Genomic DNA, 23862 nt, shown 5'->3' with positions numbered 1-23862 from the left:
TGCGGTCCTGGGGGCTGCTGGACCGCAGCCAGGCGCTCGGCTGCGTCTAGAGCCGGGGGTGGTCAGGACTCGCGGCCGAGCACGCGCGTCGAGGACCCTCTCCCGGCTCGCGGCGGCCGAGCTGGGCCGGCCCCCCTCCAGTCGCAGCCGGACGCCGGGGGTTGGCACGCGCTGCGGAGGGCGCGAAGGGGCCCAGACGCCGCGAGGGGCGGGTCCCGGTGTTCCGGGACCCGCCCCTCGCGGGACGGCGTCAGCGACGCGCAGGCACCTCAGTGGCCATGGCTCGTCTCCGCGCCTCGACCGACGGCGCCGACGGCGTGCGGGTCGGTGTCACCTTCGATCGCCTGGCCGTGCCCCTCGTCGTGGCCGTGGGCGGCCTCGAGCTCAGCGGGGGTGACAGCGGCGACGTGGTCCTCGAAGAAGAAGGCCGACAAGCGTGCCCGCACCTTGTCCAGGCCGGAGGCCTTGCCCTGGGGGAGCGGCACCAGGAGGTCGTCCTCGTGCTGGACCAGGTTCCACCGCTCGTAGACGTCGAGGGGCTCGTGCACCTCGAAGTACTCACCGTCAGCGGTACGCACGATGCGCCCCGTCTCGCGGCCGTGGAGCGCGAGCTCCCGGTCGCGGCGCTGCAGGCCCAGGCAGATCCGCTTGGTCACCCAGAAGGCGATCGGCGGACCGACGAAGAACAGCGCGCGGAGCACGTACGTCATGTCGTTGATGGAGATGTGGAAGTGCGTCGCCACGAGGTCGTTGGTGGCCGCGAGAGCCATGACCACGTAGAAGACCAGGGCAGCGACGCCCAGGCCGGTGCGGGTGGGCTTGTTGCGGGGACGGTCGAGCAGGTGGTGCTCGCGGGTGTCACCGGTCAGCCACTGTTCGATCCACGGGTAGGCGATGAGCGCCATGATCATGAGGCCCGGCACCACGGCACCCGGCAGCAGGATGTTGAGCGACCACACGTACCCGAAGGTCGAGAACTCCGTCGGGATGGGCCCGAGCCAGCCGGGCATGAGCCGCAGCGCGCCGTCGACGAAGAGGATGTACCAGTCCGGCTGCGTGCCGGCGCCGATCGGCGACGGGTCGTAGGGCCCGTAGTTCCAGATCGGGTTGATGGTCACTGTGGCGGCCATGATCACCACGACGCCGAAGACGATGAAGAAGAAGCCACCGGCCTTCGCGGCGTACACCGGCAGCACCGGGTAGCCGACCACGTTGGTGTTGGTGCGGCCGGGGCCGGGGAACTGCATGTGCTTGTGCAGCACGAGCAGCCCGAGGTGGATGCCGATCAGGGCCAGCAGCGCCGCCGGGATGAGCATCACGTGGAGGATGAACAGCCGGGGGATGATCATCTCGCCGGGGAACTCCCCGCCGAAGATGAAGAACGCCAGGTACGTGCCGACCACCGGGATGGCCTGGATGACGCCCGAGATGATCCGCAGGCCGTTGCCGGAGAGCAGGTCGTCGGGGAGCGAGTAGCCGGTGAAGCCGGCGGCCAGGGCCAGGATCGCCAGGGCGACGCCGACCAGCCAGTTCAGCTCACGGGGCTTGCGGAAGGCTCCGGTCACGAAGACGCGGGCCATGTGCGCCAGGATCCCGGCCACGAACAGCAGCGCCGCCCAGTGGTGGATCTGCCGCATGAGCAGGCCGCCGCGGATGTCGAAGCTCAGGTGCAGCGTCGACTCGTAGGCGCGGGACACGGTCTGCCCGACCAGCGGGGCGTAGCTGCCCTCGTAGGTGGTCAGGGACATGCTCGGGTCGTACCAGAACGTCAGGAACGTCCCCGAGACCAGCAGGACGACGAACGTGTAGAGGCAGACCTCGCCCAGCATGAAGGACCAGTGGTCCGGGAAGATCTTGCGCGCGAAGGTCTTGACGATCTTCGAGGCGCCGACGCGGTCGTCGAGGTACCCGGCGACCGTCGCCGTCCTCTTGTCCGTGAGGATCGAGCTCACTCTGATCCACCTCGCTCCCAGTAGCTCGGACCGGGCGGGTACGGGAAGCCAGCGCTGGCGACCAGGTACCCCTCGCTGTCCACCGTGATCGGAAGTTGCGGCAGCGGCCGCTTGGCCGGGCCGAAGATCACCTTGCAGTGCTGCGTCAGGTCGAAGGTCGACTGGTGGCACGGGCAGAGAAGGTGGTGCGTCTGCTGCTCGTAGAGCGCCACGGGGCAGCCGACGTGGGTGCAGATCTTGGAGTACGCGTAGATGCCGCCGTAGTCCCAGCCCTCGCGCTCGGCGTCCGGCTGGACCTCCTCCGGCTGGATCCTGATGAGGAGGACCGCGGCCTTGGCCTTCTCCTCGATGGGGTGGGAGGACTCGGCGAGCCCGTCGGGGATGACGTGGAAGACCGAGCCGAAGGTGACGTCGGCCGCGCGGATCGGCGTGCCGTCGGGGTCGCGCGTGAGGCGGACGCCCTCCTCCCACAGCGACTCGCGCAGCACCGTGCCGGGCAGCGGGCCGAGGTCGCGGAAGAGCACGACCGCGGGGATCGGCAGGATGCCGAGCGCGGCGATGAGGGAGTTGCGGATGACGGTGCGGCGCATGACGCCGCTCTCCTCGACGCCGTCGAGGATGATGTTCGACGCGTCGCGCCGCTCCTCGTCGGTGCCGCGGATGTCGTGGCGGAGCTCGACCTGCTCGTGGTCGGGCATGAGCGTCTTGGCCCAGTGGACCAGGCCGATGCCGATGCAGAAGATCGCGAAGCCCAGGCCGAGGCCCAGCACGAGCGTCGACAGCTGGAGGCGGCCGAAGCTCTTGTCGTCGTCGATGGGCAGCGCGAAGTAGCCCACCATGAACACGATCGTGCCGACGGCCGAGAGCAGGAAGATCGTCGAGACCTGCCGCTCCGCGTTCTTCGCGGCCTTCGGGTCGGTGTCGGTGGTGCGGAACCGGTGGGCCGGCAGGCCCGGGTTCGCGAAGCGGTTCTCGAGGGCCTGGCCCTCGGGCGCCGCCAGGTCGGTGCCGGGCCCGCCGTGGCTGGGGCCGGCGTCCTTGTGCCCCGTGGTGGGGGAGTCCTTCACGGCCGGTCCTCCCGGGTGTCGGTGCTGGTGGTGGAAGACCGGCTCACGAGCGTCGCGCGGGTCACGAGGCCCTCGCCCCGAGCCAGACGGCGCAGCCGATGAGGGCCGCGATGCCGGCGACCCAGACGAACAGGCCCTCGGAGACCGGGCCCAGCGAGCCGAGCGTGAGGCCGCCCGGCGACGGCTCGGTGCCCGCGAAGTGCAGGTAGCTGGCGATGTCCTGCTTCTCCTCCGGGGTGATGTTCGCGTCGTTGAAGACGGGCATCGACTGGGGGCCGGTGAGCATCGCCTCGTAGACGTGCTTGGCCGAGACGTCCTGCAGGTTCGGGGCCCACTTGCCGCGGGTCAGGGCGCCGCCGGCGCCCACGACGTTGTGGCACATCGCGCAGTTGGTGCGGAAGAGCTCGTTGCCCTTGGAGATGCGCTCGGGGTCGTCCGTGTAGGACTGGAACTCCTCGGCGGGGATGGCCGGGCCCGGCGCCAGCGAGGCGACGTAGGCGGACATCTGGGCGATCTGCTCGTCGGAGAACTGCACCGGCTTCTCGATGGCCTGCGGCAGGTTGGCCGACAGCGGCATGCGGCCGGTGCCCACCTGGAAGTCGACCGAGGCGGCGCCGACGCCGATCAGGGTCGGGCCCTCGCCCGTGCCCTGGGCCTGCAGGCCGTGGCAGTTGGAGCAGTTGGCCAGGAAGAGCTCGCGGCCCGCCTGGACGTCCTCGGTGCTGGCCCCGGCGGCCGACGCCGTGGACGGTGTGAGCACCGAGTAGGCGCCGCCCACGACGAGCAGCGCCAGCAGCATCACGACCACACCACCGAGGGGGTGGCGGCGGCGGGCGCCGCGAGCCTTCACAGCCTTCACGAAGACATCCTCAACGTTGCGGGGTGGAGCGCGACAGGGCGCGCCGGGGACGTGACGAGGCTCACGCGGGAGGTCATCGCGCTCACCGGAGGATGTAGATGATGAAGAACAGCCCGATCCACACCACGTCGACGAAGTGCCAGTAGTAGCTGGTGACGACGGCGCTGGTGGCCTCCTGGTGGCCGAACCGGCGCGCCGCGAAGCTGCGGCCGATGACCAGCAGGAACGCCAGCAGCCCGGCGGTCACGTGGAGGCCGTGGAAGCCGGTGGCGAGGTAGAAGACCGAGCCGTACGGCGTGGAGGCGATGGTGAGCCCCTCGTGCACCAGCTCGGCGTACTCGAAGACCTGGCCGGACACGAAGAAGGCGCCCATGAGGTAGGTCAGCACGTACCACTCGCGCATGCCCCAGCGGTTGACCTGCAGCAGCGACCCGGTGCGGGCCTTCTGGTAGCGCTCGGCGGCGAACACCCCGAACTGGCAGGTCAGCGAGCTCAGCACGAGGATCGTCGTGTTGGTGATCGCGAACGGCATGTTGAACAGCTGGGGCTCGGTCTGCCAGAGCTCCGGGACGACCGCGCGCACCGTGAAGTACATCGCGAAGAGCCCGGCGAAGAACATGAGCTCGCTGGAGAGCCAGACGATGGTGCCGACCGACACGGGGTCTGGCCGGTTGACGGCCGCCGGAGCGTGCGGCAGGGCTGCTGTGCTCGACACGGCGCCATTATGGCGTCCGGTCCCCGGGGTGCGACGTCCGGGACCCGCCGCGCGGACACGATGCGGTCACGATCACACCACCCGCGCCTGTGCGGCGGCTGGGCCCGGGCTGCCGGATCGCCGTCCCCACCTGGCAGGGTGTCGGGCGTGGCAGCCCTCGGACCCTCCGGTGCGCGCACCTGGCCGTCCCTGATCTCGGCCCTGGTCGCCGGGCGCGACCTCACCGCTGACGACTGCGCCTGGGCCATGGCGCGGGTCATGGCGGGCGAGGCCCCGGCGGTTCCGCTGGCGGGGTTCCTCGTGGCGCTGCGCGCCAAGGGCGAGACGGTGGCGGAGCTGACCGGGCTGGCCGACGAGATGCTCGCCCACGCGGTGCCGCTGCACCTCCCCGAGGCGGCCGGTCCGCGGGAGGCCGCCGTCGACGTCGTCGGCACCGGCGGTGACCGCTCGGCCACCGGCACCAGCACCGTCAACATCTCCACCATGGCCGCCCTGGTGGTGGCCGGTGCCGGGCGCACGGTGGTCAAGCACGGCAACCGCGCCGCCTCCTCCCAGTGCGGCTCCGCCGACCTGCTGGAGGAGCTCGGCGTGCGGCTCGACCTGCCCCCGCAGCGGGTCGGGGAGGTCGCCGGGGAGGTCGGCATCACGTTCGCCTTCGCGCGGGTGTTCCACCCCGCGTTCCGCCACGCCGCCGAGGCCCGCAGCGGGCTCGGTGTGCCCACCGCCTTCAACGTCCTCGGCCCCATGACCAACCCCGGGCGCCCCGGCGCGGCCGCCATCGGGGTGGCCGACGCGCGGCTCGCGCCGCTCGTGGCGGGCGTGCTGGCGCACCGCGGCACGCGGGCGCTCGTCTTCCGCGGGGAGGACGGCCTGGACGAGCTCACCACCTCCGGCCCCTCCTCGGCCTGGCGCGTCGGCGGCGGTGCCGTGGAGGAGCTGGAGGTCGACCCCCGGGCGCTCGACCTGCCGCCGTCGACGCTCGCCGACCTCGCCGGGGGTGACGCACCCCACAACGCGGCCGTCGCCCGCCGCGTCCTCGGCGGGGGGACCGGGCCGGTGCGCGACGCCGTCCTGCTCAACGCCGCGGCCGCCCTGGCAGCCGCGGACGGCCTGGAGGGGGACCTGCACGAGGCCCTGCGCCGCCAGCTGGCCGTGGCCGCCGCCGCCGTGGACAGCGGCGCCGCCGCCGCCGTCCTCGAGCGCTGGGTGGCGGCGACCTCGAGCTGACCGGGCTCGCCGGCCTACTCGTCGGCGCCGATGGCGAAGGCCGCCTCCAGGTCGTGCCGGGAGTAGGCGCGGAAGGCGAGGTACGTCCGGGTGGCGCGCACGCCCGCCACCTTGCCGATGCGGTCGGCGATGACGTCGGCGAGCGCCTCCTGCTGCGCGACGCGGACCATGACGACGAGGTCGGTGTCGCCGGTGACCGAGTACACCTCGCTGACCCCCTCGACGTCGGCGATGGCCGACGCCGCCTCGGGGACCTGGGAGACCTCGACGTCGACGTGCACGATGGCGGTGATCACCGTCACATCCCACCACTCATGACAGGGCCGCGCCCAGCGCCGACCGCACCGGGCAGGCCCACGTCCCCTCCACGCTGACGAGCCGCACTCCGTCCCCCTCCAGCCAGGCCAGCACGCGCTCCGCCTCCTCCGCGGAGCACGCGGGCTCGGGCGGCACGGGGGGCGCCACCTCCTCGGCCGTGGCCCGCAGGGCCTGCACCGCTGGGCGCGGGTCCGCCCCGGGCGGCGTGGTGGTGGTGCCGGCGAGGCGGCCGTGGCGGACCACCACCAGCTCCCAGCCCCCACCGGGCCGGCGCCGGGCGGCCACCACCTCGGCGGCCGCGGCGAGCGGTGCCAGGCGCTGCGCGCGGGCGGCGCCGCGCAGGAAGGCCACCGACCTGTCGCGCACCTGGCCCGCTTCCTCATAGCGCTGCGCCGCCGCGAGCTCGGTGAGGCGGGCCCGTGCCGCGGCGAGCACGGGCGCCGGGTCGGAGACCATGGCGCCGCGGGCGAGGTCCGCCACCTCCCCGTAGGCGACCGGCGACTGGGCCCCGGTGCAGGGCGCACCGCACCTGCCGATCTCGTGGAGGGCGCACGCGGACGCCCCGGCGGCCGGGCGCAGCGGCAGGCGCCCGGAGCACCGGCGCAGGGGCAGGGCGTCCTGGACGGCCTCGACGGCGGCCTGCGCCGAGCGCGAGGAGGAGAACGGCCCCAGGTACGCGGCGCCCGCGGCGGCGTCGTCCCGGACCTCGCGCACCACCGACAGGCGCGGGTACGGCTCCGCCGTGAGCTTCACCCACGGCAGCCGCTCCGGCCGGCGCGACCTGCGGTTGTAGTGGGGGTCGTGCTCGGCGATGAGCCGCAGCTCGCGCACCTGCGCCTCCAGCGGCGTGGCGCACACCACGGGGGTCACCGAGGCGGCCAGCTGCACCATCTCCGCCATCCGGGTGCGGCGCTCGGCGGCGGTGAAGTAGCTGCGCACCCGCGCGCGCAGGTCCCCGCTGGTGCCGACGTAGAGCACCCGCCCCTGGGCGTCCTTGAACAGGTACACCCCAGGCGCGGACGGCAGCCCGTCGGCCAGGGTGCGCTTGCGGCGCACCCGCTCGGGCACGGCCGGCGCCACCTTGGCCAGGTCTCCCAGGGTGGTCACGCCCAGGGACCCCACCCGCGCCAGCAGCGCGTGCAGCACGTCGACGGTGGCCCGCGCGTCGTCCAGGGCGCGGTGGGTGGGGGTGGTGCGCGCCCCCAGGTGCCGGGCGAGGGTGCCGAGCTTGTGGTCGCGCACCTCACCGCGGGCCAGCACCGCCCGGGCCAGGCGGAGCGTGTCGACCACGGCGGGCGCGGGCCGCTCGCGGTCCGTCGCGGCGCACGCGGCCCGCAGGAAGGACACGTCGAAGGGGGCGTTGTGGGCCACGAGCACGGCCCCCCGCAGCAGCTCGAGCAGCGGGGCGAGCACCTGCCCGATGGTCGGGGCGCCGGCGACCATCGCGTCGGAGATGCCGGTGAGCGCGGTGATCTCCCGCGGGATGGGTCCCGGCGGCCGGACCAGGGTGCCCAGCTCGCCCACCACCTCCCCGCCGCGCACCCGCACCGCGCCCACCTCGGTGATCGCGCAGGTGGCGGCCGAGGCGCCGGTGGTCTCGAAGTCGAGCACGAGGAAGTCCACCTCGTGCAGCGGCGTGTCCGGGTCCAGACCGCCGAGGGCGACGGGGGAGGACGACGACGCGTCGTCGTCCCAGAGGGGGAGCGTGGAGGGAGCGGGAAGCGCCACCCGGCGGACGGTAGGCGCCACCACCGACACCGGGCCCGCGCCGGCCCCGGCGCCCGTAGCATCGGTGCCGTGGCGGGACGGCACAGCGCGGCCGACGCGCCACCCCCGCCCCGCCGGCGCGACCTGCACCGCCCCGTCCGTCGCGCCCGCCGGCGCGCCGGCGTCCGCACGGGGGCCACCCGCCTGCTGAGCGGGGCCCTCGCGCTGGCCGCCGCCGCCGTGCTCGGGACCGCGGCGGTCCGGCTCCTCGACGAGCCCGGCCCGGTCGCCGCCCCTGCCAGCGCCCCCGTCCTCCCGTCGGCCGCGGCCACCCGCGGCGACTCCACCGCCGGCGCGCCGTCCTCCCTGCGCGCCGTGCAGGCGCTGCTGGACGCGCGCGCGGCCGCGCTGCTGGCCCGCGACGAGAGCGGCTGGGAGGCCGCCGTCCTCCCCGACGCGGACGCGACCGCCGCGGCGCGCCCGGCCCTGGACGCCTACCGCGAGCGGACGGCGGCGGTGTTCGACAGGCTCGAGCCGGTGCCGCTGGGCACCTGGTCCTGGCAGGTGACCGGCAGCGGCCCGGCCCTGCCCGCCGAGCGGAGCCAGCAGCTGCCGGCCGGCAGCTGGGTGGCGCGCACCACGCTGGTCTGGTCGGTGGAGGGGGCCGGGGAGGACCCGGTGCGCCGCCAGCAGGACCTCACGGTGGTGCCCGCCGGCGAGGGCTGGGCCGTGGTGGACGACGCCGACGGCGAGACGGTGCCGGACCTGTGGGACCTGGCCCCCGTGCAGGTGGTCACCTCCCCGCGCGCGGTGGTGATCGGCACGGCGGCCCGCGCCGAGCTGGACCGCGCCGCGCAGCTGACCACCACCGCGGCCCGCGCCGTCGACGAGGTGTGGGGGACCTCCTGGCCCCGCAGCACCGTGGTGGAGGTGCCGGCCGACCAGGACCAGATGGCGAGGCTGCTGGGCCGCGAGGACGACGCCGGGCTGGACCAGATCGCCGCGGTCACCACCGGGGAGCTGGTGGGGGGGAACGGCGCGACCCGCGGGGACCACGTGGTGGTCAACCCCAGCGGGTTCGGCGCCCTGGCGCCGCTGGGCCAGCAGGTGGTGCTCACGCACGAGCTGACGCACGTGGCGACCCGGTCCGGGGCCTCCCGCGCGGTGCCGCTGTGGCTGTCGGAGGGGTTCGCGGACTGGGTCGGCTACCGCGGGACGGGGCTGCCCGAGCAGGCCGTGGCCGCTGACCTGGCGGCACGGGTCCGCGCGGGCCGGGCCCCGCAGGAGCTGCCCACCGCCGACGACTTCGACCCCGCGACGACGGCCGACGTGGGCCCGTCGTACTCCAGCGCCTGGCTCGCCGTCACGGCGCTCGCGCAGCGGTACGGCGACGACCGCGTGGTCCAGCTGTACCGCACCGCCTCCACCGAGCCGGGCGACGCCGACGCCGACGCCGCCCTGGACGCCGCCCTCGCCTCCACCCTGGGCACCGACCGCGCCGAGGTGGTCCGCCTGTGGCGCGCCGAGCTGGCCGGGCTCGCCCGGTGACCGGCACCCTCGTCGTCACCAACGACTTCCCGCCGCGCGCCGGCGGCATCGAGTCGCTCGTGGAGAACCTCGTGCGGCGGCTGCCGGGGCGGGTGGTGGTCCACACCCGCCGCCACCCGGCGCTGGCCGCCGCGCAGCGCGAGCTGGACGCGGAGCTGGCGGCGCTCGGCGTCGTCGTCGTCCGCGACCCCCGCACCCTCCTGCTGCCCACCCCGGCGCTCGCGGCCCGCGTCAGCGCCACGGCCCGCGAGCACGGCTGCGACCGGGCCTGGTTCGGCGCCGCGGCGCCGCTGGGCCTGCTCGCCCCGGCGCTGCGCCGGGCGGGGGTGCGCCGCACGGTGGCCACCACCCACGGCCACGAGGTGTGGTGGGCGCGGCTGCCCGGCTCCCGGGCCGCGCTGCGGGCCGTGGCCGCCCGCAACGACGTCCTCACGGTGCTCGGCCCGGCCACCGGCGCGCCGATCACCGCCGCCCTCCCGCACGCCCTGCGCCCCCGCGTCACGACGCTCTCGCCGGGCGTGGACCCGTCGGCCTTCGGCCGCCCGCAGGACGACGACGGCGCGCGCGCCCTCCGCGAGGAGTGGGGCCTCGCGGGCAGGCCCGTGCTCCTGTGCGTCTCGCGGCTGGTGGCCCGCAAGGGGCAGGACGTGTTGCTGCGCGCCCTGCCGGCCGTCCAGGGCGCCGTGCCCGGGACGGCCCTCGTGCTGGTGGGGGAGGGACCGCGCCGCCGCCAGCTGGAGCGGCTGGCCGACGACCTGGGCCTGCGCCGGGGCCCCGGCGGCGACGTCGTGGTGACAGGTCGCCTGCCCCACGGCCAGCTGGCCGCCGCCCACGCCGCCGCGGACGTCTTCGCCATGCCCTGCCGCGACCGGCTCGCCGGCCTGGAGACCGAGGGCCTGGGGATCTGCTTCCTCGAGGCCGCCGCGAGCGGGCGCCCGGTGGTGGTGGGCCGCTCGGGCGGGGCCCCGGACGCGGTGCGCGACGGGGAGACGGGGCTGCTGGTGGACGGCACCGACCCCGCCGCCGTCGCGGCCGCGGCGGCGTCCCTGCTCGGCGACCCCGCCCGCGCCCGCGCCCTGGGCGCGGCCGGCCAGCGGTGGGTGCGCTCGCAGTGGGGCTGGGACGAGCGCGCCGCCCGGCTGGCTCAGCTCCTGGAGCTGTAGAGCTCCTCCACGGCGTCCGCGTGCGCGGCCAGGACCTGGCGGCGCCGCAGCTTCAGGGACGGCGTCAGCAGGCCGTTGGCCTCGGTGAAGTCGGACTCCAGCACGGCGAAGCGCTTGATCGACTCGGCGCGGGAGACCGCGGCGTTGGCCTGGTCGACCACCTCCTGCAGCACCGCGCGCACGCCCTCGTCGCGGGCGGCCGCGGTGACGTCCAGGACGGGCATGCCGCGGGCGCGGAGCCACCCGGGCAGCACGTCGGGGTCGAGGGTGAGCAGGCAGCCGACGTAGGGCCGGCCGTCGCCCACCACGAGCGCCTGGCTGACGAGGGGGTGGGCGCGCAGCCGGTCCTCGAGCACCGCGGGGGCGACGTTCTTGCCGCCGGCGGTGACGATGATCTCCTTCTTGCGGCCGGTGATGGAGAGGAACCCCTCGTCGTCGAGGGCGCCGAGGTCGCCGGTGCGGAACCACCCGTCGGCGTCGAAGGCCTCGGCGTCGGCCGCCGGGTCGTGCCAGTACCCCGAGAACACGTGGGGCCCCTTGACCAGCACCTCGCCGTCGGCGTCGATGCGCACCGAGCAGCCCGGGAGCGGGCGGCCCACCGAGGCCACCTTGACCCGCTCGGGGCGGCTGACCGTGGTGGGGGCGGTGGTCTCGGTGAGGCCGTACCCCTGCAGCACCGTGATGCCGACGCCCTTGAAGAAGTGGCCGAGCCGCTCGCCCAGCGGCCCGCCGCCGGAGACGGCGTACTCCGCCCGCCCGCCGAGGGCCGCGCGCAGCTTGGCGTAGACGAGCCTGTCGAAGACGGCGTGCTGGGCCCGCAGTCCCAGGCCCGGCCCGCGGCCGCCGTCTCGCGCGGAGTCCTGGGCGCGGCTGAACGCCTCGGCGACGGCCGCCGCCTTCGCGAAGACCTTCCCCTTGCCGCCCTCGATGGCCTTCTGCTCCGCGCTGGCGAAGACCTTCTCGAACACGCGCGGCACCGCCAGCACGTAGGTGGGCCGGAACGTGGCCAGGTCCCGGGAGAGGTCCTTCGAGTCCGGCGTGTGCGCCAGCGTGGAGCGGCCCGCCAGGCACAGCACCTGGATGAACCGCGCGAACACGTGCGCCAGCGGCAGGAAGAGCAGCGTGGAGGCCCCGGCGGCGAAGACGTCGGGGATGGCGGCCACGGCGTTGCGCGAGAGCACCACGAAGTTGGCGTGGGTCAGCTGGCAGCCCTTGGGGCGGCCCGTGGTGCCCGAGGTGTAGATGATCGTCGCGAGGTCGGAGCCCGTCACCGCGGCGCGACGGCGCTCCAGCTCGGCCTCCTCCACCGCCAGGGACGCGTCGCGCCCGAGCGCCTCGACGGCCTCGAGGCCGCCGTCGTCGATGACCCACACGCGCGACGGGTCGAGCTCGGGGGTCTCGGCGGCCACGGAGGCGAGCAGGTCGCGGTGGCGCGGCTGCTCGACGACCGCCGCGGTGCAGCCGGAGTCGGAGATGATCCACGCGGCCTGCTCCGCCGAGGACGTCTCGTACACGGGCACCGTCACGGCGCCGGCCCACCAGATGGCGTAGTCCACGAGGGTCCACTCCAGCCGGGTGCGGCTCAGGAGGGCCACCCGGTCGCCCGGGGCCACGCCGCTGGCGGCGAGCCCGGCGGCGAGCGCCTTCACGCGCCGCACCACCTCGGCGGCGCCCAGCTGCTCCCACCCGTCGCCCGCGGGGCGTGCGAGCAGCGGCAGCTCGGGGGCCTCGGCGGCCACCTCGACCAGCAGGTCCGTGACGGACTGGGACGGGTCCACCTGGACGGCCAGGGGCTCGGCTCGCTCGATCACTGCACTCCCTTGAGTCGACGCTGGCTCAGCGGGTCGGCGGGTCCTGCCGACTGTAGCGAGGCGGGTAGCGTCCAGCGCCGTGAGCACCCCTTCCGGCGCACTGACCGTCGGCGTGGACATCGGCGGCACCAAGATCGCGGCGGGCGTCGTCGACGGTGACGGCCGCGTCGTGGCCCGCACCCGCCGCGAGACCCCCGCCCGCGACGTCGGCGCCATCGCCTCGGCCGTGGTGGACGCCGTCGGCGAGCTGCGGCGCCAGCACGACGTCGCCGCCGTGGGCGTGGCGGCCGCCGGCTTCGTGGACGCCAGCCGCTCCGTGGTGACCTTCGCCCCCAACCTCGCCTGGCGCGACGAGCCGGTCCGCGCCGACCTCGAGGGCGCGCTGGGCCTGCCGGTGGTGGTGGAGAACGACGCGAACGCCGCCGCCTGGGGCGAGTTCGCCCACGGCACGGGGCGCAGCGCCAGCACCGCCGGGCACGAGGTCCACGACATGGTGCTGCTGACCATCGGCACCGGCCTGGGCGGCGGCATCGTCATCGGCGACCGCCTCCTGCGGGGCGCCAGCGGCTTCGCGGGGGAGCTCGGCCACATCAGGGTCGTCCCCGACGGCCACCCCTGCGGCTGCGGCAACCGCGGCTGCTGGGAGCAGTACGCCTCGGGCCGCGCGCTGGTCCGGGAGGCCCGCGCGATGGCCCGCACCGGCTCCCCGCTCGCGGCCCACCTGCTCGAGCTGGTGGGGGACGACCCGGAGGCGATCCAGGGGCCCACCGTCACGAAGGCCGCGCTCGAGGGCGACACGGCGGCGGTGGAGCTGCTCGCCGACCTCGGCCGGTGGATCGGCGAGGGCGCCGCCAGCGTGGTCGCCGCGCTGGACCCGTCGCTCGTCGTCGTCGGCGGAGGGGTCTCCGAGGCCGGCGACCTGCTCCTCGCCCCGGCCCGCACCGCCTTCGCCCGCCAGCTCACGGCGCGCGGGCACCGCCCCGCGATCCCCGTGGAGCTGGCCTCGCTGGGCAACGACGCCGGGATGATCGGCGTGGCCGACCTCGCCCGGATCGGCTAGCCCGGACCGCTAGAGCCGGGCGCCGTCGTCGCCGTCGTCCTCGCGGTGGCTCGGCAGCCGCAGGACGAGGGTGACGAACCCCGCCACGAACCCCAGCACGGCGACGAGGACGACGACGGGCGGCAGCGGCGGTCGCACGACCACCACGACGACGAAGAAGAACGGCACGCCGAGCACGCCCAGCCACGGCAGCCACGTCCTCCAGCTGCCCCGGGGCATCGGCGGAGGCTCCGGGGGCGTCCAGTGCTCCTCGGCGAGGGGGTCGGCCTCGGTGCCGCCGCGCCCGTCCGGCAGCCGCGGCCCGGCGGGCTGGACGGGCTGGGCGGGCTGGGCGGGCTCGGCCGGGGGGTCCGTGCGGCGGCGGCGGAGCTCCGTCGGCGCCACGGGGGGCACGGGCGGCGCGGGAGGTGCAGGGGGCTGCGCGGGCGGGGCCGCGGCACCCGCCGGCCGGTCGGGCTCGGCGGCCGGGTCGTCCCAGTGGGCGAGGATCTGCGCCCACGCGGCGTCGACGTCGACGCCCTCGGGGTCGCCGCCACCGGGCGGGGGAGCGGCGGTCACAGCCGGCCCACCAGCTCGAGGGTGGCTGCGCTGATGCGCGGCGCGTCGTGGTCGAGCGTGGCCACGTGGAAGCTGCGGGGCAGCACCTCCTCGCGCACGTCGGCCGAGCCGACGCGCTCCAGCACCAGCGTGCTGGAGGAGGCGGGCACGACGTGGTCGACGGCGGAGCGCAGCAGCACCACGGGCTGGTGCACCAGCGGCAGGTCCCGCTGGACGCCGCGCAGGCCCCGCACCAGCTCGGCGGCCGCGGTCAGCGGCACCCGGTCGTAGGCGAGCTCCACCGCCCCCGGCTTCGCGACGTCCCCGCCGACGGCCGGTGCGGTGCGCTCGCGCCCCGGGCGGCCGAGCAGTCCCAGCCGGCGCAGCAGCGGCAGCGAGGCCGTCCGCGGGTCGCCGAGGCGCACGGCGGGGTTGACGAGCACCAGGCCGGCGACGTCGGCGGGGTGGTCGGCCGCGAGCCGCAGCGCCAGGCCGCCGCCCATCGAGAGACCGCCGACGACGACGCGGTGCCCGAGCCCGCGCAGCCGCTCCAGCTCCGCCCGGAGGGCGCCCGACCAGTCCGCCCAGCCGGTGCGCGCCAGCTCCTGCCACCGGGTGCCGTGCCCGGGCAGCCGGGGCAGGCTCACCGCGACCCCGGCGGCGGCCAGGTCCTCGGCCCACCCGCGCAGCCCCTGGGGGCTGCCCGTGAAGCCGTGGCAGAGCAGGACCGCGGGCGAGGCGGGGGCCTGCGCGCCGGCCGCGCCGCCGGAGGAGAAGGCCTCAGCGCCGGCCAGCACACCCACGCCACCATCGTCGCACGCTGCGGGCCGGTCGAGGCCGCCCCTATGGTTGAGCCAGAACCGCTTGACGAGGAGGACGGGTGCTCTACTGGCTGTTCAAGGCGGTGCTCTACCCCGTCCTGACGTCGCTGTTCCGGCCGGAGGTCAAGGGTCTGGAGCACGTGCCCCTGACGGGGCCGGCGGTGCTCGCGAGCAACCACCTGTCGGTGTCCGACTCCTTCTTCCTGCCGCTGGTGGTCCCGCGGCGGGTGAGCTTCATGGCCAAGGCCGAGTACTTCACGGGCCGCGGTGTGAAGGGCCGCCTCACGGCGGGCTTCTTCAAGGGCATCGGGCAGCTCCCGGTGGACCGCTCCGGCGGCAAGGCCAGCCAGGCGGCGATCGACCTGGCGCTGCAGGTGCTCGACCGCGGCGAGCTGTTCGGCATCTACCCCGAGGGCACGCGCAGCCCCGACGGCCGCCTGTACCGCGGCAAGACCGGCGTGGCCCGCGTGGCGCTGACCAGCGGCGTGCCGGTGCTCCCGGTGGCCATGCACGGCACCGACGTCGTGCAGCCCATCGGGCGCCGCATCCCGCGCATCCGCCGGGTGGGCATCACCATCGGCGCCCCGCTCGACTTCTCCCGCTACCAGGGCATGGAGAACGACAGGTTCGTGCTGCGCTCGGTGACCGACGAGATCACCTACGAGATCATGCGGCTGTCGAACCAGGAGTACGTCGACGTCTACGCGACCACGATGAAGGACCGCCTGTCGGCCACGGCCAAGGAGCGCCGCGCCGCCGCGAAGGCGATGAAGCCCGAGACCGCGGGGCCCGAGGTGCTCGGCGCCGGTCCGACGGCCGACTCCACGACGCGCCGGGCCCACGAGCCGGAGCTCGGGCCGGAGGAGCTGGGCGACGTCGGCACGGCCCTGCCCGCGGACCCCCCGGCGGACGCCGCCCGGTAGCCTCTCCCGGTGCCCGACCCGACCGCCCCCGCTGTCCACCGGCCGTTCGGGGCGGTGCTCACCGCGATGGCGACGCCGTTCACCGCCGACGGCGCGCTGGACGTCCCCGCCGCGCAGGCGCTCGCGGAGCGGCTCGTCGAGGAGGGGAACGACGGCCTCGTCGTCGCCGGCACCACGGGGGAGTCCCCGACGCTGGCCGAGCACGAGCACGACGCGCTGCTCGCCGCCGTCGTCGAGGCGGTGGGCTCGCGGGCCCACGTCATCGCCGGCTGCGGCAACAACGACACCGACCACACCCTGCGCCGCGCCCGCGCGGCCGAGAAGACCGGCGTGCACGGCCTGCTCGTGGTCACCCCGTACTACAACAAGCCCCCGCAGGAGGGCCTGTACCGGCACTTCACGGCCGTGGCCGACGCCACGGGCCTGCCGGTGATGGTCTACGACATCCCCGGCCGCACCGGCACCGCGGTCTCCACCGAGGTGCTCCTGCGCCTGGCGGAGCACCCGCGCCTGGTGGCCGTCAAGGACGCCAAGGACGACCTCTTCGCCTCGTCCCAGGTCATGGCCGCCGCCGGCGGCGAGGGCGGCCTGGCCTACTACTCCGGCAGCGACCAGCTGAACCTCGCGCACCTCGCGCAGGGCGCCGCCGGCATGGTCTCCGTGGTCGCCCACGTGGCGGCCGCCCAGTACGCCGCGATGGTCGCGGCCGTCGACGCGGGCGACCTGCCCGCCGCACGAGCACTGCACACCCGGCTGCTCCCCGCCGTCACCGCGATCATGACCCGCACGCAGGGCGCGATCATGGTGAAGGCGGCGCTGGAGCTCACCGGAGCCATCCCCAACCGCCACGTGCGCCTGCCCCTCGTGGAGGCCACCGACGAGCAGGTCGAGCAGCTCAGCTCCGACCTGCGAGGAGCAGACCTGCTGTGACAGCACCCACCGCCCAGCCCACCCAGACCGAGGCGCAGCCCCTCGGGCTCCCGCCGAAGCTCGCCCGCGGCACCCTGCGGGTGGTCCCGCTGGGCGGTCTGGGGGAGGTCGGCCGCAACATGGCCGTCCTCGAGATCGACGGGAAGCTGCTGGTCATCGACTGCGGCGTCCTGTTCCCCGAGGACCACCAGCCCGGCGTCGACCTGATCCTGCCGGACTTCAGCTACATCGCCGACCGCCTCGACGACGTCGTCGCGGTGGTCCTCACGCACGGCCACGAGGACCACATCGGCGCGGTGCCGTTCCTCCTGCGCCTGCGCCCCGACATCCCGCTGGTGGGCTCCACGCTGACGCTGGCCTTCGTGGAGGCCAAGCTCAAGGAGCACCGCATCCAGCCGTACACCCTCGCGGTCTCCGAGGGCCAGGTGGAGCAGCTCGGCCCCTTCGAGTGCGAGTTCGTGGCGGTCAACCACTCCATCCCCGACGCCCTGGCGGTCGCCGTGCGCACCAGCGCCGGCACGGTGCTGCACACCGGTGACTTCAAGATGGACCAGCTGCCGCTGGACGGCCGCATCACCGACCTGCGCGCCTTCGCGAGGCTGGGCGAGCGCGGCGTCGACCTGTTCATGGTCGACTCCACCAACGCCGAGGTGCCCGGCTTCACCACCGCCGAGCGCGAGATCACCCCGGTGCTGGACCGGGTCTTCGCGACGGCGCAGCGCCGCCTCATCGTGGCCAGCTTCGCCTCGCACGTGCACCGCGTGCAGCAGGTGCTCGACACCGCCCACAAGCACGGCCGCAAGGTCGCCTTCGTGGGGCGCTCGATGGTCCGCAACATGGGCGTCGCTGCCGACCTCGGCTACCTGCAGGTGCCCAAGGGCGTCCTGGTCGACCTCAAGCAGGTCGACGACCTGCCGGACGCCAAGGTCGTGCTCATGTGCACCGGCTCGCAGGGCGAGCCCATGGCCGCGCTGAGCCGGATGGCCAACCACGACCACCGCGTGCAGGTCGGCCCGGGCGACACGGTCGTCCTGGCCTCCTCGCTCATCCCGGGCAACGAGAACGCCGTGTACCGCGTCATCAACGGCCTCATGCGCCTGGGCGCCACGGTGGTCCACTCCGGCAACGCCCGGGTGCACGTCTCCGGCCACGCCAGCGCCGGCGAGCTCCTGTACTGCTACAACATCGTCAAGCCGAAGAACGCCATGCCGGTGCACGGCGAGGTGCGCCACCTGCACGCCAACGCCGACCTGGCGGTCAAGACCGGCGTGCCGCGCGAGCGGGTGCTCATCACCGACTGCGGCACCGTGGTGGACCTGCGCGACGGCCGGGCGAAGATCACCGGCCAGGTGCCCTGCGGCTACGTGTACGTGGACGGCTCGTCGGTCGGCTCCATCACCGACGCGGACCTCAAGGACCGCCGGATCCTCGGCGACGAGGGCTTCATCTCGGTCTTCGCCGTCGTCGACTCCTCCACCGGCAAGGTCGTGGCGGGTCCGGAGGTGCACGCCCGGGGCGTGGCCGAGGACACGAGCACGCTGCAGTCGATCGTGCCGCGGGTCGCCGACGCGCTCGCCCAGGCCGTCGCGCAGGCGTCCCAGGGCGGCGGCGGGGTGGACACCCACCAGCTGCAGCAGGTGGTGCGCCGGGTGGTCGGCCGCTGGGCCGGCACGTCGCTGCGCCGCCGCCCCATGATCATCCCGGTGGTCGTCGAGGCGTAGTTCCTCCCGGCGTGGGGCCTGTGTGAGGGATGTGACGAGCGGATAGCGTGGCCGCATGGCCAGCCGCACGTCGTCGCGCACCCCCGCGAAGCCTCGCGCCGGGGCCAAGGCCGCCCCCAAGGGCGGTGCGCGCGGCGCCGCCCACGCGCGGACCCGCGCGCCGTGGCCCGTGCGGGCCGTCCGCGGCACCTGGATGGGACTCGCCCACGCCGTGGGCGGCAGCGCCCGCAAGGGCCGCCCCGACAGCGCCGAGCTGGACCCGGACGTCCGCCGCGACGGCATCGGCCTCGCGCTGCTCGCCGCGGGCATCCTCGTGGCCGCCCGCGAGTGGTGGGGCATGCCGGGCACCTTCGGCGACGTCGTCCACGCGGTCGTCGCGGGCACCGTCGGCAAGGTCAGCCTCGCCCTGCCGCTGGCCCTCTTCCTGCTGGCGCTGCGCCTGCTGCTGCGCCCCGACGCCGGCAGCGAGAACAGCCGCGTCGTCGTGGGGCTGGGGGCCATCACCGTGGCGGTGGCGGGCATGCTCCACCTCGGCGGGGCGATCGGCGCGAGCCCGGTCAGCGCGCTGGAGAGGATCCGCGAGGCGGGCGGCGTGCTCGGCTACCTCGTGGCCACCCCCGTGCACGCCGCCGTCGGCGAGGCGCTGACGTACGTGCTGCTCGCGATCCTCGCGGTGTTCGGCGTGCTGGTGACCACCGCGACGCCCGTGCACCTCGTGCCCCACCGCCTGGGCCTGCTGTACCGCACGCTCACCGGCGGCGACGACGTGCACGGCTCCCGCTGGGCCGGCGGAGAGGACGACCCCGACGGCGAGCTCGAGCGCCGCCAGCTGGGCCGTGCCCGCGGCGACCGCCACGGCGACGAGGCCTACGAGCAGGCCATGGAGCGCGAGGCCGAGCCCAAGCCGAAGCGCCGCAGGCGCGGCGCCGTCGAGGACGACAGGCCCGCCTTCGCCGAGCAGGAGGCCCCGGCCGCCCCGGCCGTCCCGGACGAGGTCTTCGACCCCTTCAAGGACTTCGGCAGCGAGCCCACCGCGGCCGTCGCCGTCGAGCAGGACGACGAGCCCGAGCCGGACGCCCCGCGCCGCTCCAGCGCCGCGGGCGTCACCGCGCACGCCCGCGGCTCCGCGCCCTCCCCGGCCCCGGCGCTCCAGGCGCCGCCCACCACGCAGCTGCCCCACCGGGTGGAGCAGATGGCGCTGGCCTTCACCGGCAGCTACGAGATGCCGCCGGACGACGTCCTCAAGCACGGCGAGGGCCACGCCACCCGCACCGAGGCCAACGACCGCGTGGTCGACGCCCTCACCGCGGTCCTGGACAACTTCTCGATCGACGCGCGCGTCGCCGACTTCACCCGTGGCCCGACGGTCACCCGCTACGAGGTGGAGCTGGGCACCGGCGTCAAGGTGGAGAAGGTCACGGCCCTGTCCAAGAACATCGCCTACGCCGTGGCGAGCGCCGACGTGCGCATCCTGAGCCCGATCCCCGGCAAGTCGGCGATCGGCGTGGAGATCCCCAACACCGACCGCGAGGTCGTCGTCCTGGGCGACGTGCTGCGCAGCGACGTCGCGCAGCGCAACACCCACCCGATGGTCATGGGGATCGGCAAGGACGTCGAGGGCGGCTACGTCATCACCAACCTCGCCAAGACGCCGCACCTGCTCGTCGCGGGTGCCACGGGCGCCGGCAAGTCGAGCTTCATCAACTCCATGATCACGTCGATCCTCATGCGGGCCACGCCCGACCAGGTCCGGATGATCCTCGTGGACCCCAAGCGCGTGGAGCTCACCGCCTACGAGGGCATCCCGCACCTGCTCAGCCCGATCATCACCAACGCCAAGAAGGCCGCCGAGGCGCTCGACTGGGTGACCCAGGAGATGGACCGCCGCTACGACGACCTGGCGATGTACGGGTTCAAGCACGTCGACGACTTCAACGCCGCCATCGACGAGGGCCGCGTGGAGCCGATCGAGGGCAGCGAGCGCGCCCTGCGCCGCTACCCGTACCTCCTGGTGGTCGTGGACGAGCTGGCCGACCTCATGATGGTCGCCCCGCGCGACGTCGAGGCCTCCATCGTCCGCATCACCCAGCTGGCGCGCGCCGCCGGCATCCACCTGGTCCTGGCCACGCAGCGCCCCTCGGTGGACGTGGTCACCGGCCTCATCAAGGCCAACGTGCCCTCGCGCCTGGCGTTCGCGACGTCCTCCCTCGCCGACTCCCGCGTGGTCCTGGACCAGCCGGGGGCCGAGAAGCTCATCGGCCAGGGCGACGCCCTCTTCCTGCCGATGGGCTCCTCCAAGCCGGCCCGCGTGCAGGGCGCCTGGGTCAGCGAGTCCGAGGTCGAGAAGGTGGTCCAGCACGTCAAGGCGCAGGCCGCGCCCGACTACGTGCAGGACGTCGTCGCCCCCAGCAACGCCCAGAAGATCGCCGAGGACGTCGGCGACGACCTCGAGCTCATGCTGGCCGCCGCCGAGCACATCATCACCACGCAGTTCGGCTCCACCTCGATGCTGCAGCGCAAGCTGCGGGTGGGCTTCGCCAAGGCGGGCCGGCTCATGGACCTGCTCGAGCAGCGCGGCGTGGTGGGCCCCTCGGAGGGCTCCAAGGCCCGCGACGTCTACGTCAAGCCCGACGACATGGACGAGGCCCTGGCCCGCCTGCGCGGAGACGCGGCCCGCGAGCCCGTGCACGTGCCGGACGGCGCCACCCAGGTCGTCGACCTGGCGGACGGCGACGGCTGGGACGACGGCGTGGACGAGCCCTCCGAGGACTCCCAGGACGCCTGGCAGCTCACCGACAGGTACTGAGCCAGCAGCCGGCGGTCGGGGAGCCCCGTACCCTTGCCGTCCGTGAGGTCGGTAGCTCTGGTCACCCTCGGGTGCGTCCGCAACGAGGTCGACTCCGAGGAGCTCGCCGGCCGCCTGGCCGCCGCCGGGTGGCGCCTCGAGGACGACCCGGCCGCCGCCGACGTCGCCGTCGTCAACACCTGCGGCTTCGTGGAGCAGGCGAAGAAGGACTCCGTCGACGTGCTCCTCGACGTCGCCGAGCTCCGCGACGACGAGGCCTCGCGCACGCAGGCCGTGGTGGCGGTCGGCTGCATGTCCGAGCGGTACGGCAAGGACCTCGCCGAGGAGCTGCCCGAGGTCGACGCCGTCCTCGGCTTCGACAGCTACACCGACCTGTCCACCCACCTCGAGGGGATCCTCCACGGCGAGCGGCCGGAGTCCCACGTCCCGCGGGACCGCCGCACCCTGCTCCCGGTCAGCCCCGCGAAGCGCCAGGCCGCCGCGCGCAGCGGCGCGGTGGCCCTGCCCGGGCTGGGGGAGCTCAGCAGCTCCCAGCTGGAGAAGGTCCCCGACTCCGGTCCGCCCGTGGTCCGCGCCCGCCTCGGCTCCGCCCCGTGGGCGCCGCTCAAGCTGGCCTCCGGCTGCGACCGGCGCTGCTCGTTCTGCGCGATCCCCGCCTTCCGAGGCAGCTTCGTCTCCCGCCCGCCGGCCGACGTCCTCACCGAGGCCCGCTGGCTCGCCGAGAACGGGGTGAAGGAGGTGTTCCTCGTCTCCGAGAACTCCACCTCCTACGGCAAGGACCTCGGCGACCTGCGCGCCCTGGAGTCCCTGCTGCCGCAGCTGGCCGCCGTCGACGGGCTCGAGCGGGTGCGGGTGAGCTACCTGCAGCCCGCCGAGGTGCGCCCCGGGCTGCTCGAGGCGATCGCCGGCACCCCCGGCGTGGTGCCCTACTTCGACCTGTCCTTCCAGCACTCCGCGCCGGCGCTGCTGCGGCGGATGCGCCGCTTCGGCGGTACCGAGGAGTTCCTCGGCCTGCTGGACCGGGTCCGCGCCCTCGCGCCCGAGGCCGGCGTGCGCTCCAACGTCATCGTCGGCTTCCCGGGGGAGACCGAGGACGACGTCGCCGAGCTCGAGCGCTTCCTCGAGGCCGCCCGCCTCGACGTGGTGGGGGTCTTCGGCTACTCCGACGAGGACGGCACCGAGGCCGCGGGGCTCGACGGCAAGCTCAGCGACGACGTCGTGGCCGAGCGCGTCGACAGGGTCTCCCGGCTCGTGGAGGCCCTGGTCGACGAGCGGGCCGCGCAGCGCGTGGGCTCCCGCGACGTCGTCCTGGTCGAGGAGCACGACGACGACGGCGGGCAGGTCCACGCGGTCGGACGCACCGGCTTCCAGGGGCCCGACGTCGACGGCACCACGCGGCTCGAGCTCGCGCCCGGTGGCGAGCTGCCGCCCGTCGGCGCGCTCGTCCCCGTCGTCATCACGGGCAGCGAGGGCGTCGACCTGATCGCCCGGCCCCGATGACCACGCAGCCGGCGCGCGTCTCGCCGTGGAACATCGCCAACTACCTCACGGTGCTCCGCATCGTGCTGGTGCCGCTGGTGGTGTGGCTGCTGCTGGCCCGCGACGGCGACGACGCGTGGTTCCGGCTGGGGGCCTTCGCGGCCTTCGCCGCCGCGAGCATCACCGACAAGATCGACGGCGACATCGCCAGGGCCCGCGGCCTGGTGACCGACTTCGGCAAGATCGCCGACCCCATCGCCGACAAGCTGCTGCTGGGCGCGGTCTTCATCTGCCTCTCCCTGCTCGGGGAGGTGTGGTGGTGGGTGACCGTGGTGATCCTCGTGCGCGAGGTGGGCATCACGCTCCTGCGCTTCGTGGTGATCCGCTACGGCGTCATCGCCGCCTCGCCGGGCGGCAAGCTCAAGACGGTGCTCCAGATCGCTGCGGCGGGCCTGCTGCTGCTGCCGTGGGCCTCCTGGCTGTCCGGCACCCCGCTGGACGTCGTCGACGGGGTCCTGCTGGTGCTGGTGCTGGCCGCCGCCGCCGTGACGCTGGTCACGGGCGTGGACTACCTCGTCCGCGCCTACCGGCTGGTGCGGCGTGGACGCTGAGGGCGCTGACCGCGTCGTCGCGCTGCTGCGCGAGGCCGGGCTCACCGTCGCCACCGCCGAGTCCCTCACCGCCGGTCTCGTGAGCGCGCGCCTGGCCGACGTGCCCGGTGCCTCGGACGTGCTCCGCGGCGGCGTCGTCTCCTACGCCACGGAGGTCAAGGCCTCGGTGCTCGGCGTGTCCGCTGACCAGCTGGAGCGCACCGGGCCCGTCCACCGCGCCGTCGCGGAGGCCATGGCCAGCGGCGCGGCCCGTCTGCTGGGCGCCGACGTCGGCGTGGCCACCACGGGCGTCGCGGGCCCCGGCCCGCACGACGGACACCCCGCCGGCACCGTGGTCGTCGCCGTGTCCAGCTCCGCGGGCCTGGCCGCCGAGGTGCTGCGCCTGCCCGGCGACCGCGCCGCGGTCCGGGAGGGCGCCGTGCGGGGAGCCCTCGACCTCCTGGCCCGGGTGCTCACGGACCGTGAGGAACGAGACGGGACCCCGGAGCGTTGGAAGAACTGATGACCAGCACCTCGGTCCGCCGCCCTCCGACCCGCCGTCCCTCCTCCAGCCGCCCGCCCTCGGCCCCGACGGGGTACCGTGGTCTCTCGGCGTCACCGCCGAACA

20 protein-coding genes are annotated in these 23862 nt (G+C 75.0%); 11 read left to right on the top strand and 9 right to left on the bottom strand.

Going from position 1 to position 23862, the window contains the following annotated elements:
• Positions 1-269: 269 nt before the first annotated feature.
• The 4 genes from FHN55_RS07610 to FHN55_RS07595 all read right to left on the bottom strand — a co-directional run bounded on the left by FHN55_RS07610 (position 270) and on the right by FHN55_RS07595 (position 4593).
• Entirely contained in the window at positions 270-1952 is a 1683-nt protein-coding gene (locus FHN55_RS07610) for a cytochrome bc complex cytochrome b subunit (protein ID WP_257570779.1), read from the bottom strand.
• Positions 1949-3019 carry a ubiquinol-cytochrome c reductase iron-sulfur subunit gene (locus tag FHN55_RS07605; RefSeq protein WP_257570778.1) on the bottom strand — a complete coding sequence of 357 codons (1071 nt, stop codon included), beginning with the start codon at positions 3017-3019 and terminating at the stop codon, positions 1949-1951. The genes FHN55_RS07610 and FHN55_RS07605 overlap by 4 nt, the downstream gene beginning before the upstream one ends.
• A gap of 61 nt (positions 3020-3080) precedes the next feature.
• A complete protein-coding gene (locus FHN55_RS07600; RefSeq protein ID WP_218974442.1) occupies positions 3081-3869 on the bottom strand; it encodes a c-type cytochrome in 789 nt (262 codons plus the stop codon).
• 91 nt (positions 3870-3960) lie between these two features.
• Positions 3961-4593, bottom strand: a complete 633-nt coding sequence (locus FHN55_RS07595; RefSeq protein ID WP_139711717.1) for a heme-copper oxidase subunit III — start codon at positions 4591-4593, stop codon at positions 3961-3963.
• Positions 4594-4740: 147 nt separating this feature from the next.
• Here FHN55_RS07595 and trpD point away from each other — a divergent pair, with 147 nt between their 5' ends.
• Positions 4741-5820, top strand: coding sequence for an anthranilate phosphoribosyltransferase (gene trpD / locus FHN55_RS07590; RefSeq protein ID WP_257570777.1), 1080 nt, complete (start codon positions 4741-4743; stop codon positions 5818-5820).
• A 14-nt stretch (positions 5821-5834) separates the two neighbouring features.
• On the opposite strand, the gene FHN55_RS07585 is transcribed toward trpD, so the two are convergent.
• Positions 5835-6116, bottom strand: coding sequence for an Lrp/AsnC family transcriptional regulator (locus tag FHN55_RS07585; protein WP_139711715.1), 282 nt, complete (start codon positions 6114-6116; stop codon positions 5835-5837).
• A 16-nt stretch (positions 6117-6132) separates the two neighbouring features.
• Positions 6133-7866, bottom strand: a complete 1734-nt coding sequence (locus tag FHN55_RS07580) for a DEDD exonuclease domain-containing protein (RefSeq protein WP_139711714.1) — start codon at positions 7864-7866, stop codon at positions 6133-6135.
• Positions 7867-7935: 69 nt separating this feature from the next.
• On the opposite strand from FHN55_RS07580, the gene FHN55_RS07575 reads away from it, so the two are divergent.
• Together FHN55_RS07575 and FHN55_RS07570 are read left to right on the top strand one after the other, a co-directional pair.
• Positions 7936-9393, top strand: coding sequence for a hypothetical protein (locus tag FHN55_RS07575; protein WP_139711713.1), 1458 nt, complete (start codon positions 7936-7938; stop codon positions 9391-9393).
• The gene (locus tag FHN55_RS07570) at positions 9390-10556 is read left to right on the top strand and encodes a glycosyltransferase family 4 protein (RefSeq protein ID WP_139711712.1); all 1167 of its coding nucleotides are present in this window, start codon (positions 9390-9392) and stop codon (positions 10554-10556) included. The genes FHN55_RS07575 and FHN55_RS07570 overlap by 4 nt, the downstream gene beginning before the upstream one ends.
• Here FHN55_RS07570 and FHN55_RS07565 read toward each other — a convergent pair.
• Positions 10538-12367: a long-chain fatty acid--CoA ligase gene (locus FHN55_RS07565; protein ID WP_257570776.1), complete on the bottom strand. Its 1830-nt coding sequence runs from the start codon at positions 12365-12367 to the stop codon at positions 10538-10540. The two genes, FHN55_RS07570 and FHN55_RS07565, sit on opposite strands and share 19 nt — an antisense overlap.
• 79 nt (positions 12368-12446) lie before the next feature.
• On the opposite strand from FHN55_RS07565, the gene FHN55_RS07560 reads away from it, so the two are divergent.
• A complete protein-coding gene (locus tag FHN55_RS07560; protein WP_139711710.1) occupies positions 12447-13427 on the top strand; it encodes an ROK family glucokinase in 981 nt (326 codons plus the stop codon).
• Between the two features lie 9 nt (positions 13428-13436).
• Here FHN55_RS07560 and FHN55_RS07555 read toward each other — a convergent pair whose 3' ends face one another.
• The gene (locus FHN55_RS07555) at positions 13437-13985 is read right to left on the bottom strand and encodes a hypothetical protein (RefSeq protein WP_139711709.1); all 549 of its coding nucleotides are present in this window, start codon (positions 13983-13985) and stop codon (positions 13437-13439) included.
• Complete coding sequence (locus FHN55_RS07550; protein ID WP_139711708.1) at positions 13982-14767, bottom strand: carboxylesterase; 786 nt, start codon at positions 14765-14767, stop codon at positions 13982-13984. The genes FHN55_RS07555 and FHN55_RS07550 overlap by 4 nt, the downstream gene beginning before the upstream one ends.
• 77 nt (positions 14768-14844) lie before the next feature.
• On the opposite strand from FHN55_RS07550, the gene FHN55_RS07545 reads away from it, so the two are divergent.
• The 7 genes from FHN55_RS07545 to FHN55_RS07515 all read left to right on the top strand — a co-directional run bounded on the left by FHN55_RS07545 (position 14845) and on the right by FHN55_RS07515 (position 23757).
• A complete protein-coding gene (locus FHN55_RS07545; RefSeq protein WP_139711707.1) occupies positions 14845-15708 on the top strand; it encodes a 1-acyl-sn-glycerol-3-phosphate acyltransferase in 864 nt (287 codons plus the stop codon).
• A gap of 66 nt (positions 15709-15774) precedes the next feature.
• Positions 15775-16638 (top strand): 4-hydroxy-tetrahydrodipicolinate synthase, encoded by an 864-nt coding sequence (dapA, locus tag FHN55_RS07540; RefSeq protein WP_139711744.1) that lies wholly within the window; start codon positions 15775-15777, stop codon positions 16636-16638.
• Positions 16635-18359, top strand: coding sequence for a ribonuclease J (locus tag FHN55_RS07535; protein ID WP_139711706.1), 1725 nt, complete (start codon positions 16635-16637; stop codon positions 18357-18359). The genes dapA and FHN55_RS07535 overlap by 4 nt, the downstream gene beginning before the upstream one ends.
• 55 nt (positions 18360-18414) lie before the next feature.
• Positions 18415-21165: a DNA translocase FtsK gene (locus FHN55_RS07530; RefSeq protein WP_139711705.1), complete on the top strand. Its 2751-nt coding sequence runs from the start codon at positions 18415-18417 to the stop codon at positions 21163-21165.
• Between the two features lie 33 nt (positions 21166-21198).
• A complete protein-coding gene (rimO, locus tag FHN55_RS07525) occupies positions 21199-22665 on the top strand; it encodes a 30S ribosomal protein S12 methylthiotransferase RimO (protein WP_139711704.1) in 1467 nt (488 codons plus the stop codon).
• On the top strand, positions 22662-23255 hold the full coding sequence (gene pgsA / locus FHN55_RS07520; RefSeq protein WP_139711703.1) for a CDP-diacylglycerol--glycerol-3-phosphate 3-phosphatidyltransferase: 594 nt from the start codon (positions 22662-22664) through the stop codon (positions 23253-23255). The genes rimO and pgsA overlap by 4 nt, the downstream gene beginning before the upstream one ends.
• Positions 23245-23757: a CinA family protein gene (locus FHN55_RS07515; protein WP_139711702.1), complete on the top strand. Its 513-nt coding sequence runs from the start codon at positions 23245-23247 to the stop codon at positions 23755-23757. The genes pgsA and FHN55_RS07515 overlap by 11 nt, the downstream gene beginning before the upstream one ends.
• Positions 23758-23862 lie beyond the last annotated feature (105 nt).

Origin of the sequence: Streptomyces sp. NP160, from assembly GCF_006335115.1 — a bacterium.
In the GTDB taxonomy this organism is placed as follows: Bacteria; Actinomycetota; Actinomycetes; order Actinomycetales; family Quadrisphaeraceae; genus Quadrisphaera.
This window is presented reverse-complemented; position numbering and strand designations above follow the sequence as displayed.

Excerpts from the sequence above, each read along its gene's own strand:
- dapA (WP_139711744.1), top strand. The coding sequence starts at position 15,775 with ATGGCGACGCCGTTCACCGCCGACGGCGCGCTGGACGTCCCCGCCGCG.
- pgsA (WP_139711703.1), top strand. The coding sequence starts at position 22,662 with ATGACCACGCAGCCGGCGCGCGTCTCGCCGTGGAACATCGCCAACTAC.
- FHN55_RS07530 (WP_139711705.1), top strand. The coding sequence starts at position 18,415 with ATGGCCAGCCGCACGTCGTCGCGCACCCCCGCGAAGCCTCGCGCCGGG.